The sequence below is a fragment of the Acinetobacter sp. YH12131 genome, assembly GCF_013418635.1.
Classification (GTDB): domain Bacteria; phylum Pseudomonadota; class Gammaproteobacteria; order Pseudomonadales; family Moraxellaceae; genus Acinetobacter; species Acinetobacter towneri.
The window spans coordinates 171218-188957 of the sequence record NZ_VPBQ01000004.1 but is presented as its reverse complement, the minus strand read 5'-3'; the positions used below and the strand labels follow the sequence as shown (position 1 = coordinate 188957).

The 17740-nt window shown below is 41.6% G+C and carries 14 protein-coding genes; 6 read left to right on the top strand and 8 right to left on the bottom strand.

Annotated elements, in window-relative coordinates; translation table 11 throughout:
- Positions 1-190: 190 nt before the first annotated feature.
- Both elsL and FTU66_RS05145 read right to left on the bottom strand, forming a co-directional pair.
- A complete protein-coding gene (gene elsL, locus FTU66_RS05150; protein WP_004968267.1) occupies positions 191-715 on the bottom strand; it encodes a cell wall-recycling L,D-carboxypeptidase ElsL in 525 nt (174 codons plus the stop codon).
- A gap of 9 nt (positions 716-724) precedes the next feature.
- The gene (locus tag FTU66_RS05145) at positions 725-1105 is read right to left on the bottom strand and encodes a YbaN family protein (protein WP_004968265.1); all 381 of its coding nucleotides are present in this window, start codon (positions 1103-1105) and stop codon (positions 725-727) included.
- Between the two features lie 87 nt (positions 1106-1192).
- Here FTU66_RS05145 and FTU66_RS05140 point away from each other — a divergent pair, with 87 nt between their 5' ends.
- The 3 genes from FTU66_RS05140 to dapE all read left to right on the top strand — a co-directional run bounded on the left by FTU66_RS05140 (position 1193) and on the right by dapE (position 3620).
- Positions 1193-2077 (top strand): DUF1853 family protein, encoded by an 885-nt coding sequence (locus FTU66_RS05140; protein WP_180005966.1) that lies wholly within the window; start codon positions 1193-1195, stop codon positions 2075-2077.
- 120 nt (positions 2078-2197) lie between these two features.
- Complete coding sequence (locus FTU66_RS05135) at positions 2198-2344, top strand: entericidin A/B family lipoprotein (protein WP_096901466.1); 147 nt, start codon at positions 2198-2200, stop codon at positions 2342-2344.
- Between the two features lie 142 nt (positions 2345-2486).
- Positions 2487-3620 carry a succinyl-diaminopimelate desuccinylase gene (dapE, locus tag FTU66_RS05130; protein ID WP_180112427.1) on the top strand — a complete coding sequence of 378 codons (1134 nt, stop codon included), beginning with the start codon at positions 2487-2489 and terminating at the stop codon, positions 3618-3620.
- Between the two features lie 83 nt (positions 3621-3703).
- Here dapE and FTU66_RS05125 read toward each other — a convergent pair whose 3' ends face one another.
- From FTU66_RS05125 to pilG, 6 genes are all read right to left on the bottom strand, one after another.
- A complete protein-coding gene (locus FTU66_RS05125; protein WP_167846162.1) occupies positions 3704-4162 on the bottom strand; it encodes a hypothetical protein in 459 nt (152 codons plus the stop codon).
- Between the two features lie 3 nt (positions 4163-4165).
- The gene (locus FTU66_RS05120) at positions 4166-8740 is read right to left on the bottom strand and encodes an Hpt domain-containing protein (protein WP_180112426.1); all 4575 of its coding nucleotides are present in this window, start codon (positions 8738-8740) and stop codon (positions 4166-4168) included.
- 169 nt (positions 8741-8909) lie between these two features.
- Positions 8910-10985, bottom strand: coding sequence for a methyl-accepting chemotaxis protein (locus FTU66_RS05115; RefSeq protein WP_180112425.1), 2076 nt, complete (start codon positions 10983-10985; stop codon positions 8910-8912).
- A 46-nt stretch (positions 10986-11031) separates the two neighbouring features.
- Entirely contained in the window at positions 11032-11568 is a 537-nt protein-coding gene (locus FTU66_RS05110; RefSeq protein WP_004975527.1) for a chemotaxis protein CheW, read from the bottom strand.
- Positions 11569-11571: 3 nt separating this feature from the next.
- Entirely contained in the window at positions 11572-11940 is a 369-nt protein-coding gene (locus tag FTU66_RS05105; protein ID WP_004975526.1) for a PleD family two-component system response regulator, read from the bottom strand.
- A gap of 32 nt (positions 11941-11972) precedes the next feature.
- The gene (gene pilG, locus FTU66_RS05100; RefSeq protein ID WP_004975524.1) at positions 11973-12356 is read right to left on the bottom strand and encodes a twitching motility response regulator PilG; all 384 of its coding nucleotides are present in this window, start codon (positions 12354-12356) and stop codon (positions 11973-11975) included.
- A 275-nt stretch (positions 12357-12631) separates the two neighbouring features.
- On the opposite strand from pilG, the gene FTU66_RS05095 reads away from it, so the two are divergent.
- The 3 genes from FTU66_RS05095 to FTU66_RS05085 all read left to right on the top strand — a co-directional run bounded on the left by FTU66_RS05095 (position 12632) and on the right by FTU66_RS05085 (position 17627).
- Positions 12632-13276, top strand: coding sequence for a hypothetical protein (locus tag FTU66_RS05095; RefSeq protein WP_154320463.1), 645 nt, complete (start codon positions 12632-12634; stop codon positions 13274-13276).
- A gap of 49 nt (positions 13277-13325) precedes the next feature.
- A complete protein-coding gene (locus tag FTU66_RS05090; RefSeq protein WP_180112424.1) occupies positions 13326-14459 on the top strand; it encodes an efflux RND transporter periplasmic adaptor subunit in 1134 nt (377 codons plus the stop codon).
- Positions 14460-14522: 63 nt separating this feature from the next.
- On the top strand, positions 14523-17627 hold the full coding sequence (locus tag FTU66_RS05085; protein ID WP_180112423.1) for an efflux RND transporter permease subunit: 3105 nt from the start codon (positions 14523-14525) through the stop codon (positions 17625-17627).
- Positions 17628-17740 lie beyond the last annotated feature (113 nt).

Below are 17740 nucleotides of genomic sequence, written 5' to 3'. Positions count from 1 at the left end.
GTGACTGAGTGATTAAAAAATAGGTGATCCGCTATAAAAACAAACAAATTCTGCAAGTTATTTTAGTTTTCAAGCAAAATTAATGTGCTTTTCAACTTGTTAGCTCTGCAATCTATCTGCTCAATATGTTGGTTTTTTATGTTGTGATAGATACAACTTTATTCAATTAACTCGCACCATCAACGCACCATCAACCAAGCAACCCTAAGCTATTTAAATCTAGCTTGTGTTCAGAAATATAAACCAAGGCTTTTTCTGGAATCAGTTCATACAATTCTAAAATATCGTGGTTACGCATCCGAATACAGCCATGCGATGCAGGAATGCCCATCGGTTCTGTGTCTGGTGTGCCATGTATATAAATATAACGCTGAAAAGTATCGCAGCCGATGCCTTGATTAAAACCTTCTTGCAAACCACTGAGCCATAAAATGCGGCTCAAAATCCAGTCTCGTTCAGGAAATTGTTCAGCTAAATCTAAATTGTAAATTTCCCCTGTCGGTTGACGTGCAATGAACACTGCATTTTCAGGTTCATTTTCACCAAACTTTAAAGCGACTTCATGCCAGCCACGTGGTGTTTTACCACTATTTTCAGTTTCACCAATGCCATTCACACCACTCGAGATGACGTAGAGTTTCTGATGCTTCGGCAAATATAAAGTTTGCTCGGCTAAATCAATCAAAATATCTGCTTGTGTGTATAAAAAAGACATTGCGCTACCCTATTCTTCTTCTTTCGTGGGCGGCTGTGGTTCAGGACGTAACCACAACCAAATACACACCACCAACATGGTGGTATTGGTAAAAATTTTGACCGCAACGGGCGCAGTTGTGAACAGCATGATCACGGCACTAATACTCATCATGATCGTTGCAAACCATTTGGCTTTACGCGGTACAGTACCATTGGCGCGCCAATCTCTGAGTGTACTGCCATATTTAGGATGATTCAGTAACCAGTTGTCCATTTGCGGCCAACCGCGTGACGATGCCCAAGCTGCTAAAATCAAAAAAACTGTAGTAGGCATACCCGGCAACAATGCACCAATAAAGCCAAGGATGACAAAGATCACCACTAAACTTCGCCATAACAAGCTTTGCATACCACTGTCCTAAACTACGAATTGCGGTAGTATAAAGCGTTTTTTAATTTTCCGTTGTAATTCTGCATTTTTCAGCATGGATTCATAATGATTGAGTTGCATCAACCCGAGCTTCTGCCCGAAGTATGGCTGACCTACAAAACCCCGCTTATCCGTCAGTTGGCTTTTAGTGTGGCAAGTCCGAATATTTTATGTGCTGTGCCTGAGCAATTGCCCATTCAACATACTTTTGAATTCCATTCAGATACTTTTTGGCAACACCATTATCACGCTTATCAATCACGTTTAGCCTATTTAGATTCACATCCCGAAGCGGTTTACGATTTTTTAAATCAACTGAAAAGTACCCGTTTAGGCTTACGCTTTGAAATGTTGATGTGGTTTTGGCTGCGTGATCGTGACTATCATCCCTTCGAATTATTGGGGCACAGTATTCAAATTATTGATGGTGCTAAAACTGTGGGTGAACTGGATTTTTTACTGCACAACCATGACACGCAGCAGGTTGAACACTGGGAAGTCGCATTAAAATACTACTTAGCCGAAGCGGATTGCTCTTTGGCACACTGGTATGGTTTAAACCGCTCCGATACTTTAGCGCGTAAACTGAATCATTTTAGTCAAAAGCAATTTCAATTTAAGCAAGCCTTGGATGTGCCGATTCAACGCCGTTTTGCAGTACTCAAAGGACAATTGTATTTCGCCATACATCACTTGGCACAATCATCTACAACACTTGTGCCATACTGGGTTAATCGCGCTCGTCGTTTAGGTCTTTGGGGGAGTGATATTCCTGCACAAACAGAACAGTTTTATCGCCTGCAACGTCATGAATGGATTTGTCAAAATGCTCAAGCCAGTAGCCATCCTAATCAATGGTGGGGAGATGGCTTGTATTATCGGGCGGCACATTCACAATTTTATATGTATCGTGCTGCACCGCTGATTAGCTATCCACCATTAACACGCTGAATAACTGTTTCAACATTTTATTACGTAAGCACCATAAAAGTTGCCTATTTATTATTCTGTTTATTTCCTAAGCTAAAAAACACATCAAAATAATCTATCTAGAACATATTGGAGATGATCATGAAAAAAATTCTAGCGACTTCACTACTATTAGCCTTTGTTTTAACGGGTTGTAATACAATTAAAGGCGTGGGCGAAGACGTATCTTCTGCAGGTCATGCGGTGAGTAATACTGCTGAAAAAACCCAACAAGAAATTCGCAAATAATTCTGAGTATTTCAGGAATATCTTCACAAAAACCACAAAAAACCTTGTTCTCGGACAAGGTTTTTTTCACGCTAAAATTTCACTTTTGTTGCATTATTCCCCTATTATTAGCACTTACTCTTGATAAACGTCTGAAACTCTCATGACCTCTTCTGCTACTCTGGATTTAAGCCTTCAGCTTTTACGCCAACCGTCTGTCACTCCTGTCGATCACAACTGTCAAAACCTCATGGCAGAACGCTTAGAAAAAATTGGATTTAAGATTGAATCTATGCGTTTTGACGATGTAGATAACCTCTGGGCGCGTAAAGGTACAGAAGCACCTGTCTTTTGCTTTGCAGGTCATACCGATGTTGTACCGACAGGCAATTTAGACGCATGGAATACCGATCCATTTGTACCTGAAATTCGTGATGGCAAACTTTATGGTCGTGGCAGTGCCGACATGAAAACAGCATTGGCAGCCATGGTCGTTGCCTCTGAACGCTTTGTCGCCAAACATCCTGACCACAAAGGCTCAATTGCCTTTTTAATCACCTCAGATGAAGAAGGCCCCTCTATTAACGGCACCGTAAAAGTTGTAGAAACGTTGGAAGCACGTCATGAAAAAATGACTTGGTGTTTGGTGGGTGAACCTTCAAGTACCCATAAATTAGGCGATATTATTAAAAATGGGCGTCGCGGTTCGCTTAATGGTGTCTTAACGGTAAAGGGTAAACAAGGTCATGTGGCTTATCCACACTTGGCAATTAACCCGATTCATACCGCGTCTAAAGCGATTTCGGAACTGTGTGAAACGGTGTGGGATCATGGCAATGAATACTTCCCTGCCACCTCATTTCAAATTTCAAATATTCAAGCAGGAACAGGCGCGACCAATGTTGTCCCTGGCAATATGACGGTGACCTTTAACTTCCGTTATTCGACTGAAGTGACTGCAGATGAACTAAAAGCTCGCGTCTTGGAAATTTTAGATCGCCATCAAGTGGATTATGAAATCGATTGGACGCTTTCAGGTTTGCCATTTTTAACCCCTGTAGGTGAATTGGTTAATGCTGCACGTCAAGCCATTCGCAATGTCACAGGTGTTGAAACAGAATTATCGACCAGTGGCGGTACATCTGATGGTCGCTTTATTGCGCCAACAGGTGCGCAAGTGTTGGAATTAGGCGTACTCAATGCCACCATTCACCAAATTAACGAGCATGTTGATGTGGCTGATTTAGAGCCATTAGCAGAAATTTATGAACAGATTTTGGAAGGGTTATTGACTTAAACCCTATAAGATTAGTTGCATGAAGCAGAAAAGGAACTCCATTTTGAGTTCCTTTTCTATTTTACAACGGAGAAAAATTGCGTTTAAGCCGTCAAGTTTTCTTGAATGTATTGTAAATTTGGTACATGAAAGACCTGCTCACCCATACGGACATATTGGAATACCGCAGGATCAGTCGTGGTTTGCTGGTCATCATCTACCACTTCAGAAATACGCAAGCGCAGGGTTTTAGGCATTTCATTGCACATCAAAGCAAAACGCTGCTCCATTTCATCGCCTTCAATGACCAGTGCCACGCCCATTTTTTTCTCTGGGTCATTGACCGCATAAACAGGCAATTGCGATTCGTGCCATTCCACAGTTTTAACTTGAGTGGCGTTATCCAGCGCTGACAACACAATATTTTGAGGTATCAGCATTGGTTGTTTACCATGACATTCAACAATATAAGCATCAATAAAACCGGTAGATACGGTAATTAAATGTTGCAGCTCTTGCTGACTGATTTGCCCGAGTAAATTTGGACTATTCGTCTGACTCATCGTTTACCCCTGACTAACTGCTAATAATTGTTCAATATTGGCAAGCAATTCTGCCTCTTGGAACGGTTTACCCATGTAGTGCGTCACACCCAAGCTAAACGCTCGTTCGCGGTGTTTTTCACCTGTACGTGACGTAATCATGATGATCGGCAGATTGCTATGCATGTCGTGGTGGCGTACAAGGTTAGTCACCTCAAAACCATCCATACGTGGCATTTCAATATCCAGTAACATCAAGTCAGGTTTGACGTTTTCAAGCTGCTCCATGGCATCGACACCATCTTTGGCAGTCACGATGTCATAACCTTGACGCTCAAGCAGACGTGAAGTTACTTTACGTACGGTGACTGAGTCATCCACAATCATAATTAAGCGGCGTGTATCACGACGTTGGCTATCACGTTGATCGCTGGCTTGTTTAGTACGTTGCGTTGCAAGAATTTGACGGGCAATGTTCTGACCATCCAAAATCAAACAAACTTGACCATCACCCAAAATAGTTGCGCCTGCAATTGCACCAATGCTTGAGAACTGTTGTCCAATTGGTTTCACAACAATTTGACCACGCGAACCAATCAACTGATCGACTAGTAAAGCAATGGTTTGACCTGTGCTGCCTTTAATTAACAGAACAGGTAGTGAATGACCCACATGGCTTAAACGCGGTAATGGCTGATTGCCAACGAACTCAGATAAGTAACGTAACTTGTAGTTCTGGTTGTCAATTTGGAAGAAATCTTCATTGCTGTTGAAGTAAGATTCCAAAGTGGTTGGTGCAATACGTACAATACGGTCAATTTGCGCCAACGGTACAGCAAATTGTTGATCACCAACTTTAACCATTAAGGCATCGGATACCGCAACCGTCGTTGGTACACGAATACTAAAGGTTGTGCCTTGACCTAATGTTGAATCTACAGAAACGTGACCGCCGAGCGCCTTAATCTCACTTTGCACCACGTCTAAACCAACACCACGACCTGAAATTTGTGTAACTGATTGCGCTGTTGTAAAGCCTGGGTGGAAAATGTATTGCAGAATTTCATTTTTATCTAAATTCTGATCGGCTTTGATTAAACCTAAGCTCAATGCTTTTTCTTTAATCTTGGCATCATCAATACCCTTACCATCATCCACAAAAGTCACCATAACATCTGTGCCTTGACGGGTAATGTTCAGTTCAATTTTACCAACTTCAGGTTTATTGGCTGCAGCACGTTGTGCAGGGTCTTCAATACCATGGTCGACCGCATTACGCAGCATGTGTTCAAACGGTGTCACCAAACGCTCTAGAATGGTACGGTCTAATTCACCTTCAGTGTTATAAACCACCAATTCTGTTGGACGGTTTAAGGTCGATGAAGTCTGACGCACAATACGTTGTAAACGTGGCAATAAACGTGAGAATGGTACAAGGCGTGTGCGCATCAAGCTTTCTTGAATTTCGGCCTGAATACGTGATTGTTGTAATAACAAACCTTCAGCATCACGAATTTTTTCAGCCAAGGTGCTCTTAAAGTCCACCAAGTCCGATGCAGATTCCGCCAGAGATTTAGACAACTGATTCAACGATGAATATTGATCCATCTCTAATGGGTCAAAGTCTGCATAACGTGAGTTTTCAGAACCGTGCTTGGCAATAATTTGCGATTCCAGCTCGCCTTCCATTCGACGTAACTGATCGGCAAGACGTTTAATCGCCAATTCCATCTCATTCAACGTACCGCCTAGTTGCCCAAGCTCCATTTCAATACGTGAACGGTTAATCGAGTTCTCGCCTGACAAGTCAATCATCTTCTCGACTAAATCGGCAGAGATACGAATCATCTCATTGCTATTATCCAGCTGTGTGGTTTCGCCCCACTCACCCGACATTGCAGGTGGCTCTGTACCATCACCCTGAACAAACTCATAACTACGGCTTGGCGATAACAAGTCGGTATGCGTTAAACGCTCGGGCAATTGCGCAGATACATCTACAAACTGCATCGCCGACAAGCTAGATTTTAAGCTGTCATAATTGCTGTAATCTGCTTTGAAGATTGCATCACGCAACCACGCCAACGTGGTTTGCAATAAAGCATCATAAACATTTGAGTTAAATTGATGCACAGCAAACTGTTCAAAGGCACTTTCAAGTTGATAGGCGATTTGCGCAACAGACTCAATTTCAGCCATACGTGCACCGCCTTTTAAGCTGTGCGCCGCACGTTGTAATTGAAGCAAGATACTTCGGTCACTACGCTGTTCAAACCATTGTTTCAAGCGCTGATCTGCAGCATCCAAAATTTCTTCCGCTTCTTCTCTGAAAGTCTCAACCACAATTGAATGTAATTGCTCATCTTCAGATTCAGCACTTGCTTCAAGACTTACAGTTTCTGTGATCGGCTCAAATGCCGCAGCAGCAGCGTCTTCAAAATGTGCATCATCAGCAATAACTGCGTCATCTTCAGCTAAATCTGCAGTTGTATCTTGCAACGCTTCTACCGCCAACTCAGGCTGTGCATCAACCTCTTCTACTGCCTCAATAGTCTGTTCAGGCTGCGCTGCGGTTGTCGCACTTGCAACTGACACATCTGCATCGCCTTGTGCCAAGCTAACAATGTTGCCTAAAATTGCAATCGACTCTGGCGCAGCATAGTCCACACGCTCATCACGAATGGTCTGAATACGGTCTGCAATATCATCTTGCACCAAACGAATAATTTGAATTAACGCAGGTGAAACAACAATTTGGTTGTTAATGATACGCTCGTAAATCGACTCAAGGTTGTGTGCAATTAAACCAATATGCGTCGCAGAAATCATATTTGCACCACCTTTTAAAGTGTGCAAATAACGCATTAAGTTGTTTAAAGCCGAAGTATCGCTGGCGTCTTTTGACCAAGTATTGACATCTTCATCCATACCCACCAAAAGCTCTTCTGCTTCTTCCAAGAAGATATCCAGCAAGTCAGGATCGAAGTCTTTGTTGGCATCATCGGCATGCATGTTTTGTTGATCTGATGCAATACGTTGTGACAATTGCGCCAAATTCACTGTGCCCGAATTTTCGCTAGCAACTGCAGCAGGCACCGCTTCAGGTTCTGCAACAACTGTTGTTTCTACAGCATTGTCGCTCACTGATGTTTCAGCAGCTTCAAGTGCAATTGCATCAATGTCTTGCTGCACAAATGCAGTTAAGTCATTTAAGGTTTTCTGAATGTCTTCTGTAACCGTAACACGCTGTCCCGCAGCCAAGGTATCGAATAAATGAATAAACTCTTGGTGTGCCTGTGCAAATAACTCATAACCATATTCAGAGTTAAGCAGAATTGGTTTGGCTAAAACACTGTCGTAAGCAGCTTTAAGTTCTTCAGTAAATTGATGAATACCCACAGACGCACGGTTATCGGTATGCTCTACCAACAATTGCGCTTGTGCGCTGAGTTCTTCTAAATAGCTTGGGAATTGCGCTTGCGCCAATTTATCAAATTCAAATTCGGCATCAAGTAAACGATCAATATTCAGTTCGATTAGCTTCGATACTAAACCTTGAGGATTAGAGTCTTCTGTATCGCTGGTGCTAAAGCCGTAGCTATCCCATGCTTTATTAAAAGTTGCATAGATTACATCTAAACCATCACAGTGACCTTGACGAAGTACATGCAGATAATCCCGGACAAATTCTGCATATTGCACCAACAGCGCAGTTTCTTTAGAGGTGGATTCAATTTCATCTTGTACAAACGCTTTAAACAAGTTTTCAACTTTAGAACTGGCTTGAAAAACTTGATCAATTTGCGCCATAGACGAACTGCCGCGCAGTGTATGTAATGCACGGATTAAGCCATTATAGTCTTGTGAGTGAATCTGATCTTGTGCCAAGAACTGATCAATGGTCGCTAAATGCTCTTCAGCTTCTTCTACAAAAATAGCCAGAGTTTCAGCCAATAGACTCGCATCAGCAGCCGCTTCTTGTGCAACTTCTGTCTGCGGCATTTCTTCAGCAGTCATTACATCTTCTGATGATTCAACTGCTGCGACAGCTGCTGTTTCAACTGCAGCATCCGTCAATTCTAGTCCTGTCGGCATATCAGTGGCAGTCAGTTGATCTGCTAAAACCAGCAACTCTTCCAATGCAGGTTCAGGACTTTGGTTTTGCTGTAATTGTTGTCCTAAAAGCACCAATGGGCGTAAATCAAGATCAATTAAACCGACTTGCTTAAAAATTGGATAAAGCTTGTATTGATAAATATTTAAAACAGTTTTTGCGTATTTTTGAATATCAGTATTGAGTGTTACCGCACCCGAAAGCACACGGTTTAAAGTATCTTCAACCGTCCATGCCAATTCGCCCGCAGACTTCGCACCCACCATGCGACCCGAGCCTTTTAAAGTGTGAAAGTGACGACGAATAGTCACTAAAGTTTCTTGATCTGTTGGGTTCGCAAACCAAGTAGTAAATAATGGATTTAATTCTTCGAAGATTTCTTCAATTTCTTCGACAAAAATTTCAAGAATTTCCGCATCTTGCTCAAGATAACTATCTTCAGGAAGCGTCATTGTTTCGACTAAATTTTTTAATATTTCTTTCATAGCTAAGGCTTCTTACGTTTTCAGCACCAAAAGGCACTTCAACTTAATTGTAACCATCCTGAATGCCCCTAACCCAAAAGTTAAGTTCATCTTTGCGATGCTTTATCTCTGAATGATGGTGTACCCATAACTGTGTATAGGTACACCTTTCCCCAAGCTGGAATCCCGCTTATTCAGGTAGTTTAAAGTCAGTTACAGATTCACGTAATGATTCTGCCATGTTGGCCAACTCAGATACCGAACGTGCAGTATCGAAAGTTGCACTGGTCGTTTGCGAGGTAATTTCCTGTACAACGTTCATCGTGGTTGCAATGTGACCTGCAGAAGCAGACTGAAGTTTTGCAGCATCCGAAATGTTAGAAATCAATTTCGCAAGGTTGGTCGATACCGTTTGAATTTCATCCAGTGCAACACCCGCATCTTTAGATAAGTTCGCACCACGTACAACTTCCGATGTGGTTTGTTCCATCGAAATTACGGCTTCGTTGGTATCAGTCTGAATGGTTTTAACCAGTGTTTCAATCTGTTTAGTTGCAGATGCTGAACGTTCCGCTAGACGCTGTACCTCGTCGGCTACGACTGCGAAACCACGACCTGCTTCACCCGCCATAGACGCCTGAATTGCTGCGTTTAATGCCAAGATGTTAGTTTGGTCGGCAATATCGTTAATCAAGGCAACGATGTTACCAATCTCTTGTGAAGATTCACCCAAACGCTTAATACGTTTAGAGGTTTCTTGAATCTGCTCACGAATGATATCCATACCTTCAATTGAACGGTTTACAACGTCTGCACCATTCGATGCAATATGTACTGAACGTTCTGCTACCACTGCTGATTCTTCAGCGTTGGCAGATACTTGGTCAATTGACATTGCCATTTCGTTAATTGCGGCAGATGCACCTGCAATTTCTTGCGCCTGATGCTCAGATGCTTCAGCAAGCTGGTTGGTAATGTTCTGTGTGGTTGCCGTATATTGTGCAACTTCGTGCGATGTTTCGTGAATACGCGATACAAGGTCACGTAATTGGTCAATTGCGAAGTTAATCGAGTCTGCAATTGCACCCGTGAAGTCTTCCGATACTGTTGCGTATGAACGTAAGTCACCATCTGCAAGGTCGGCAATCTCATCGAGTAAACGTAAAATCGCGTTCTGGTTACGGTCATATTCATCTTGTAGACGAACCACGCGAGTTTTATCGGCTTCACCACGTAAGTTCAAGAGTTTGAATACACAGAATAAGAACGCAAGTAATGCTGCAATTAAGCCAATTGCAGGAATTGCAATAGACCAACCTGAACCGCTAGACAATTTATTTAAATTGGTTAAAAGCTTATCTGACTGATCAAAAATAGAAGATGATGCCTGACGTACTTTTACAATTTGTGTTGAGTTACTTAAAACCGTTGCAGCAGCAGATTTCAATACATCTTCATATTCTGCTTGAATACCTTCTAATGAACTACGTAAATCTTCTTGAGTAATACGTTGTACACCAAGTTCCGCACTACCATTTAACTGTGCTGCCAAGTAAGCACCAAACGTTTCGGTATCGGCACTAAAGTCATCTGCAGATTCACGTGAACTGTCTGTACCTGTTAATACAGAACTGATTGAACGTAAAATACGTTCTGCAATGAATACTTGGTTCTTTGCAATAACCACCTGGCTACTTGGCATGTCTTGACGTGCCATTTGGTCAACCATCAAGTTATATTCAGCCTGAATACCCGGAATGGTTTCACCAATTGCAATGTTGGTGTCATAGAGTTGGTTAATGATTTTTTGTTGCGAAGCAATCAAATCAATATTTTCAGAAACCGATTTCCACTGTGTTTCCACTTCACGCAGTGTATCTGTGCTGGCATGAATATCCTTCACTGTTTCTAAGTGAGCAGCAAAGGCTTTTTGTGAATCTGTTAAGTTTTTAATAGATTCAGGCGTACCTGATGCAGTCGCTTCGGTTGCTTGACGTGAAATGGTTTGTGACAACAGACGTAAATCACCCAAACTACGGGTAAAATCGTTATTACGCGGCACGCTATAAAAAAGGTATAACAACAGGAAAAGCGATAAGATGATACAAAAAGCTGCGCCTAAAATAAGTGGCTTAGATTTTTCTGTTTCGCCAAATACACTCGCAAACTCTTCTGTTCGCGCCTGTAATTTTGCAAAAAAACCTGGACCACTTGCTTTACGAACGGTTTCTTCGCCTGAATTTTTCTTTTTAAGTTTAAAGCCCATGCAGCTTCTCCCCGATTGACGCCTTCATTTTTTAGGTGCGCGACAGTTAATTTATAAATTTTATAGATGCGTTCATGTATTTTGGGTTTTGCAATAAACGACTAAATAAGAAAACATGCCATTGTTGGTTATGTTGGTGAAAATACCCCTGACAATATTCTTGTAAATTACTATCTAAATCATTGTGTTTAGAAAAGAAACTTTTCTTATTAAAGTGCTGTATACCCAAAACTTGATCTACAACTAAACCGACATAATGGTCATTATGACTAATACACATTACTTTTTGAGTAGGTGAATATTGGCTGCTTTGCCCAGAAACATAATGTGCCAAATCTGAAACTGAGAGCAATCTACCCCGAATATTGGCCAAACCGACCACCCAAGGTTGGGTGTTCGGAACTGGTGTGTATTTCGGTGGGTAAATAACCTCAGAAACCTCTCCCAATGGAGCAACAAAATATTGCCCCATCATCTCAAAAGCAATGCCTGACCAGCGGTTTACCTCATTTTCGGTACTAACGTAGTTTTTGTTACCACGTTTAGATAACCGAAGTAATTCAATAAAACCATTTGCAGCCATAGCTTATCCTGCATTTAGATGTTGATTAATCACATCAATTAATTGTTTTTCGTCAACAGGTTTGGTTAAGTAATCGCTTGCACCTTGGCGTTTCCCCCAAACACGATCAGTTGCCTGATCTTTGGTACTCACAATTACAATTGGAATGTGTTTAGTGGTATCACCACGCGAAATTTGACGTGTTGCCTGAAAGCCATTCACGCCTGGCATAACCACATCCATTAATACTAAATCTGGTAATTCAGCTTGCGCCATGGTCACGCCATCTGCACCATTCGCTGCTTCAATGACTTCAAAACCATGCTTGGTCAAGATTTCTCTGAAGCGGAATGTTTCTGTAGGTGAATCATCTACAATAAGAATACGAGCCATTATTTTCCCCAATAAATCTAACTAACTAATAATTATGCTGTCACGTGGTTACGAATGGCGTTTAATAATTCATCTTTACTAAATGGTTTAGTCAGATACTCATCAGAACCTACTACACGTCCTTTGGCTTGGTCAAATAAACCATCTTTACTTGATAGCATAATGACAGGAATGTTTTGGTAGTTTTGCGAGTTTTTAATTAAGGCACACGTTTGGTAACCATCTAGGCGTGGCATCATAATATCTACGAATACGATATCTGGATTTGATTCTGCAATTTTGGATAAAGCTTCAAATCCATCAACTGCGGTAACCACTTCACAACCTTCACGCTGCAGAAGTGTTTCAGCTGTACGGCGAATGGTTTTTGAATCATCAATCACCATGACTTTTAGATTTTGGAATTTATCGTCCATTCAATGACCCTTCCCATTTTTGTTTGTACAAGCAACTGAGTAGAAAAATCTTACACATTGATCGTATTTTTAACATATCTTTACTTGTAGTTTCAATGAACATATTTAGTGTAAATCTACACTTTTACACCATTATCACCAAACCGCTCACACTTTCTTGTGACCATTGATATTTTTTATCGGTTGTATTTTTTTAATTCCTAATTTTGATCTAATATAACACTATTATTACGTGTAATTTAAGTAATTTAGTCAACTTTATTGTGGGGGACAACGTGAGCACTTTTTTTGCAAAATCACTCGCTGTCAAATTAAAACAAAATAAGCAGTCACTTAAATTGGGCATGCTTGCTTTACTGCTCTTGTCCTCTGCCCCACTCATGGCTGACAGCCAGAACAAAGCGGTGTGGTATCGCTATTATGATCAACATGGCGTTGCAAATATTAGTAGTAATGTGACACCTAATCATATTCGTCATGGCTATGAAGCATTAGACCGTAACATGCAAGTGATTCAGCGCGCACGTCCATACAACACTGAAATGGATATTAAAAAAGCCCCACAACGTGCTGCTCAAGCGTATCAAATGGAATCTGATCAGCGTTTAAAAAAAGCCTATACCAATAGTCAAACTGCAATCACCAAACGTAATAACGCTTTAGCGCATATTAAAAAGCAAATTATTTTCCAACAAGAACAACTCAAACAGTTGCAAAACGACCGTATTACTTTTAAACGTCAAGAAATGGAATATTTACGCAAGGTCAAACCTGTGCCTGCACAACTAAAAACCAATTTGGACAATAACTTAAAAAACATCGAGCTTAAAAAAGATATGATTCAATCTTTACAAACAAGCTATCGAAATACACAAGCAGAATACGACAGAATTATTACTCGCTTAAAAGCACTTGAATAGTTGATTTGAATTACCTTGTCATTTTGGCAATCAATAAGGACAAATATGCATGCACATTGCACAGCGTATCGCAGTTAGGTTTAATCGGCAGCATTTACCCATTTTTCGTATCGGTGCAATCGGTTTATGTATTTTGCTGAGTGCCTGCCAAAAAACAGAAACTGAAAATAAAACAACAGTATCAGAAAAAATTGAACTCATTCAGCAAGATTTAGTGACACCACAACAAGGCAGCGCAATCAGTAAAACTGCCTTTACAGGCACAGTGCGTGCTGTGAATCAAAGCAGTATTCAAGCACAGGTGACTGCCACAGCAACCTCAGTCTATGTCAAAGTGGGCGATAGCGTACAACGTGGTCAAACCTTGCTACGCTTAAATAATCAGGATAATGCTGCGCGTTTAGCACAAGCTCGCGCCAATTTAGCTGCAACGCAAGCGCAAGCCAACCAAGCCCACAACATGATGCAACGAAAAAAACGTTTGCTCGATCAGGGTTTTATTTCACAAGTGGAATATGAGCAAAGTCAGTTAGATTATCGTGCGCAAATGGAAAATGTACGCGCCCAACAAGCCAATGTCGATATTGCACTAAAAGCCGATCAGGATGGCACGATTACCAGTCCAATTCACGGTGTCATTACCCAACGTCAGGTTGAGCCTGGGCAAACTGTGGCTGCAGGACAAACCTTATTTGAAGTCGTCGATCCGAACCAATTAGAAATTCAAGCCAAATTACCAAGCGACTTACAAGCCGCACTCAAAATTGGTCAAAAAATTGAATATCAACTCCAAGGACAAGCAAACACATTTAATGCACAAATTAGCCGTGTTTCTCCTGTTGCGGATTTAGCCAGTCGTCAAATTGAATTTTTTGCGACCCCGCTTGAGCGTCTTCCCTCTTTAAGTATTGGGGCATTTGTGGATGGTTATATTTTAGCGAACACGACAATTTCAGGGCAAATCATCCCACTCAATACCATTCACGATATCCAAAACAAACCTTATGTTTGGGTGATTCGAGATCAAAAAATTGCCCGCGTGGATATCACAGTTTTAGAACAGCGCTATAGTGACAATACTGCTGTGATTCAAGGCTTACAGAGCAGTGATCTAGTCAGTCGAGTGGTGTTCAACCCCGATCAAATTCAGCAGCAGGTGATCATTCAAAATAACCCTCAATAAATTGAATTTCATCTCAATGCAGTAGTGCAGATGTCCAATAAATAAAAAATCAGGATCGTTGTTATGTGGTTTACCCGAGTTAGCGTCAAGTATCCCGTTTTTACCATCATGATGATGTTTTGTCTAATGGTGCTTGGCTTGGCTTCATGGCAACGTATGGGCGTGGAAGAATTTCCTGACGTCGATTTTCCGTTTGTAGTGGTTTATACCAGTTATCCGGGTGCATCACCTGAAACAGTTGAATCTGAAATCACCAAGAAAATGGAAGATCAGATCAACACCATTTCTGGACTCAAACAACTGGTTTCACAATCCAGTGAAGGGCTATCTACTATTATTGCCGAGTTTAATTTAGATGTTCCTTCGGCAGTGGCGGCACAAGATGTACGCGATAAAATTTCGTCTGTCAGTGCAGGCTTTCGAGATGAAATTCAAGACCCAGTGGTGGAGCGCTACGACCCAACTGCCAATGCAGTCATGTCGATTGTGTTTGAATCCTCACAAATGTCTTTGCGTGATTTAAGTTCCTATTTAGATCAACAAGTTGTACCGCAACTGCGCACTGTGTCTGGTGTCGGAACTGTTAATTTATTGGGTGATGCACAGCGACAAATTCGGATTGAGGTAGATCCACAAAAGTTAATGAGTTTTGGCTTAGGTGTAGATCAGGTCATCAACACGCTCAAAGCTGAAAATATTGAAGTACCTGGCGGCACACTCAAACAAGCCAATAGTGAATTGGTGGTCGAAATCCAATCCAAAGTCATTCATCCTCTGGCTTTTGGCGATTTAATTATTGCCAATAAAAATGGTGCGCCAATCTTTTTAAAACAAGTTGCCACAATTCAAGACAGTCAGGCAGAGCTGGAAACCAGTGCATTTTTAAATGGGCAAACTGCGGTTGCTGTCGATATCTTGCGTAGCTCAGACTCTAATATCATTGAAGTGGTCGATAACACCTACAAAACCTTGGAACGTATTCAAACCCAACTGCCTGCAGGCATGACTGCAAAAGTCGTGGCGGATTCTTCTAAAGGGATTCGAGGCAGTATCCGAGATGTAGCGCGCACCATTATTGAGGGTGCGATTCTAGCCGTCCTGATTGTACTATTGTTTCTCGGTTCATTCCGTTCTACCGCCATTACAGGATTGACCCTGCCCATCGCCCTACTCGGTACACTCACCTTTATTTGGGCATTTGGCTTTACCATCAACATGATGACCTTACTGGCACTCTCGCTTAGTATTGGCTTATTGATTGATGATGCAATTGTTGTTCGTGAAAATATCGTGCGTCATGCCAATATGGGCAAAGACCACGTTACGGCTGCTTTAGATGGCACCAAAGAAATTGGCTTGGCGGTTTTAGCCACCACGCTAACCATTGTTGCGGTATTTTTACCTGTAGCATTTATGGGCGGGATTATCGGACGTTTTTTCTATCAATTTGGTGTAACCGTCAGTACTGCCGTACTGATTTCCATGTTTGTCAGTTTTACCCTAGACCCAATGCTATCTGCACATTGGGCAGAAAAACCCAATCCCAATAAACAACCTGGGCGAATAAAACGCTTCTTAAACTGGATTTCCAACAAACTCGATAATTTAAGTCATCATTATGAAAAACTTTTAAAATTAGCGCTTCGATTTCGCGGTATTACCTTATTGATTGCCGTAGCTTCATTATTTGCCGCACTCGGATTATCTAAACTGATTGGTACAGAATTTGTACCTGTACCTGACAAAGGTGAAATTCGGATTAAATTTGAAACACCTGTGGATGCCTCACTTGAATATTCACAAGCAAAATTAAAACAAGTAGATCAAATCATTCGTCAACACCCTGAAGTTCGCGCGACTTACGGAGCCATTAACAGCGTGACAGATCGCGGGAAAAATCATGTTAATTTACGTGTAACTGTCAGCCCACGTCATGAACGTGAACAAACATTGACAGAACTCAATAACGAATTCCGCCAGCGTCTACAAAGCATTGCAGGTATCACCATCACCTCTGTCGCATCTGCCGATGAAACAGTTTCGGGAGGGCAAAAACCTGTGATGGTGTCCATTAAAGGCCCTGATTTAGCAGAGTTACAAAAAATTTCTGACCGCTTTATGAAAGAAATTGCTCAGGTGGATGGTATTGTCGATTTAGAAAGCTCGCTAAAAGCCCCTAAACCTACATTAGGTGTTCATATAAACCGCGTCCTTGCTAGCGATTTGGGGCTATCGGTGAATCAAATTGCCAATATTATCCGACCACTCATCGCTGGGGATAATGTTACGACATGGCAAGATGAACGTGGTGAAACCTATGATGTGAACGTGCGCCTAACCGAAAACCAACGCAGTCTGCCAAGTGATGTACAAAGCATGTATTTGACTTCACAAAAAACTGATTCCAATGGACAAAGCATTCTAGTGCCTTTGGCGAGTGTTGCGAGCTTTGAAGAAAGCCTCGGTGCAGCACAAATTAACCGAAGAGATTTAGCTCGTGAAGTTTTGGTAGAAGCGAACACCGCAGGTCGACCTGCAGGTGACATTGGTGCCGACATACAAAAAATTCAGGATAATTTTAAGCTCCCTGCGGGCTATAGTTTTGACACCCAAGGTTCCAATGCCGATATGGCCGAATCTGCGGGTTATGCACTCACAGCAATTACACTCTCCATCGTATTTATTTATATTGTTTTAGGCTCGCAATTTAACAGCTTTATTCACCCCGCAGCAATTATGGCTTCTTTGCCGTTGTCGCTGATTGGTGTGTTCTTGGCGCTGTTTATTTTTAATTCCACCATGAACCTATTTTCTATTATTGGCATTATTATGCTGATGGGACTGGTGACCAAAAATGCGATTCTACTGATTGATTTTATAAAGAAAGCCATGGATCAAGGTGAGTCACGTTATGACGCTATTATTGCCGCAGGTAAAACCAGACTACGCCCTATTTTAATGACCACTAGTGCCATGGTAATGGGGATGGTACCCCTCGCACTTGGACTAGGTGAAGGCGGTGAGCAAAGTGCACCTATGGCACATGCTGTTATTGGTGGTGTGATTACGTCTACACTACTGACCTTAGTTGTTGTACCCGTGATTTTCACTTACTTAGACGATTTTAAGAATTTTATGTTACACCAAACACGTAAACTGATTTCTTAAAATCTCACGTAAAGTCACACAATCGCTCGGGCTAAATTTTAACGCAAGTTTAGCCCGATTTTTATTGTATAATCTGGCTTTGAAAAAACTCCATTTAACGCTTCACTTTTTAG

Excerpts from the sequence above, each read along its gene's own strand:
- dapE (WP_180112427.1), top strand. The coding sequence starts at position 2,487 with ATGACCTCTTCTGCTACTCTGGATTTAAGCCTTCAGCTTTTACGCCAA.
- FTU66_RS05090 (WP_180112424.1), top strand. The coding sequence starts at position 13,326 with ATGCACATTGCACAGCGTATCGCAGTTAGGTTTAATCGGCAGCATTTA.
- pilG (WP_004975524.1), bottom strand. The coding sequence starts at position 12,356 with ATGGACGATAAATTCCAAAATCTAAAAGTCATGGTGATTGATGATTCA.
- FTU66_RS05135 (WP_096901466.1), top strand. The coding sequence starts at position 2,198 with ATGAAAAAAATTCTAGCGACTTCACTACTATTAGCCTTTGTTTTAACG.
- FTU66_RS05145 (WP_004968265.1), bottom strand. The coding sequence starts at position 1,105 with ATGCAAAGCTTGTTATGGCGAAGTTTAGTGGTGATCTTTGTCATCCTT.
- elsL (WP_004968267.1), bottom strand. The coding sequence starts at position 715 with ATGTCTTTTTTATACACACAAGCAGATATTTTGATTGATTTAGCCGAG.
- FTU66_RS05125 (WP_167846162.1), bottom strand. The coding sequence starts at position 4,162 with ATGAGTCAGACGAATAGTCCAAATTTACTCGGGCAAATCAGTCAGCAA.
- FTU66_RS05110 (WP_004975527.1), bottom strand. The coding sequence starts at position 11,568 with ATGGCTGCAAATGGTTTTATTGAATTACTTCGGTTATCTAAACGTGGT.
- FTU66_RS05140 (WP_180005966.1), top strand. The coding sequence starts at position 1,193 with ATGATTGAGTTGCATCAACCCGAGCTTCTGCCCGAAGTATGGCTGACC.
- FTU66_RS05120 (WP_180112426.1), bottom strand. The coding sequence starts at position 8,740 with ATGAAAGAAATATTAAAAAATTTAGTCGAAACAATGACGCTTCCTGAA.
- FTU66_RS05085 (WP_180112423.1), top strand. The coding sequence starts at position 14,523 with ATGTGGTTTACCCGAGTTAGCGTCAAGTATCCCGTTTTTACCATCATG.
- FTU66_RS05115 (WP_180112425.1), bottom strand. The coding sequence starts at position 10,985 with ATGGGCTTTAAACTTAAAAAGAAAAATTCAGGCGAAGAAACCGTTCGT.
- FTU66_RS05105 (WP_004975526.1), bottom strand. The coding sequence starts at position 11,940 with ATGGCTCGTATTCTTATTGTAGATGATTCACCTACAGAAACATTCCGC.